This is a genomic window from Endozoicomonas sp. (assembly GCF_051008435.1).
Classification (GTDB): domain Bacteria; phylum Pseudomonadota; class Gammaproteobacteria; order Pseudomonadales; family Endozoicomonadaceae; genus Endozoicomonas_A.
In genome coordinates this window covers 1-1,684 of record NZ_JBPCXO010000497.1, presented here as the reverse complement: position 1 = coordinate 1,684, position 1,684 = coordinate 1, and the positions used below count along the sequence as shown (strand labels likewise).

The following is a 1,684-nucleotide window of genomic DNA, read 5'->3' as shown; positions in this document are numbered from 1 at the left end:
TCCGACAGGCTCCTAGACAGCTTCGATGGATTCGTGAGAATAGTTGACCTATTTAATCGAATTCATCGAATAATTGGGCCGTTCTTTCTGGAATTTAGGCCGAAATAGTCTTAAGTCCGACAGGCTCTTAGGCCCTGAAGTGACAGCAGTAGAACATTCTCTGCCTATACTTCACGGCTTCAAGAACAGCCTGTGTGGTGACTCCATGAGCAAAGCGTATGGCGGACTGACTGAAGATGAGTTAAAGGCTTTCTGGATGCCTTTCAGTTCTAATCGCCTGTACAAGGCCGCTCCTCATATTCTGAAAGAGGCTGATGGGCTGTACTTCAAGTCAGACACAGGCAAACGCGTTATGGATGCCGTCAGCGGGTTATGGTGTTGCAGTCTGGGCCATGGCCGCAAAGAGATTGCCGATGCTGTTTATCAACAGCTTTGCACGCTGGATTATGCTCCCAGTTACCAGCTTTCTCATGAGTTGCCCTTCAAATTGTCCCGTCGTCTTTTGAATTATCTGCCCGATGCTTTTAGTCAGGTTTTTTATGTTAATTCGGGTTCAGAAGCGGCTGAAACGGCTTTGAAAATGGCACTGGCCTACCATCAATTATCCGGAAAAACAGAGAAGGTGCGACTGATAGGTCGTGAGCTGGGTTATCACGGTGCTGGTTTTGGTGCCATCTCGGTTGGCGGAATACCTAATAATAGTCGTTTATTTCCCAACCAGCTGCAGTTCACTGATCGTTTACCGGTTGCCAGAGGCAAGAGTCCTTTTATTAAAGGCGAGCCCGAGCGGGACGATACCCAGGCTGAAAAGTTACTGGAGCTGATCGATAAATACTCCGCTGATACGATTGCAGCTGTTATTGTCGAACCGGTGAGTTGTTCTGGTGGGGTGTTGGTTCCTCCCAAGGGCTATCTGAAAAGATTGAGAGAAATCTGTACCGAGCATGACATTCTTCTGATCGTAGACGAAGTGATTTGTGCCCTGGGCCGCCTGGGGCATCCCTTTTCCAGTATTGAACGATTCGGTGCGATTCCGGACTTCATTACAACGGCCAAATCTTTGGCAAATGGTGTGATTCCGATGGGAGCGGTATTTGTTCGTTCTGGAATTTATGACATGTTTTTATCAAAGAGTGACACCCTGGTAGATTTCTTTCACGGCTATACCTTTACAGCGAATCCAGCAGCCTGTGCAGCGGCCATGGCCTGTATGGATATTTGTGAAAGAGAAGGTCTCTATTATCGGGCATCAGAACTTGAATCCTACTGGGAGCAGGCAGTGCATAGTCTGAAAGGCTTGCCTCATGTTAAGGATATTCGCAACCTCGGGCTGCTCGCGGGTATTGAGCTGGAGCCTGCTCCGGGTGAGCGACCGGGCTATCGAACCTGGCAGTTATTTCGAAACTGTTTTGATAAAGGTGTATTAACCCGGGCCAATGGAGAAGTGCTGGCGCTCTGTCCACCATTGATTATTGAAACGTCTGATATTGATCGCATTGTCAGCGTCTTATCTGATGAACTTGGCAAGTTGGAATAGTCTACCTGAATCACTGTCTATACTAGGAGCCTGTCGGACTTACCACTGACCTACTGCGAAAAAGCCTGATTTGGCCATTTTTTATGATTCTTTTCGTTGAATAGCTCGCTATTCGCCTCAAATAATCATAAAAACTGTCTCAAACCG

1 protein-coding gene is annotated in these 1,684 nt (G+C 47.4%); it reads left to right on the top strand.

The features are described from left to right. Positions 1-205: 205 nt before the first annotated feature. Positions 206-1,537, top strand: a complete 1,332-nt coding sequence (locus ACR2PX_RS24785) for an aminotransferase class III-fold pyridoxal phosphate-dependent enzyme (RefSeq protein WP_434002030.1) — start codon at positions 206-208, stop codon at positions 1,535-1,537. Positions 1,538-1,684: the final 147 nt, after the last annotated feature.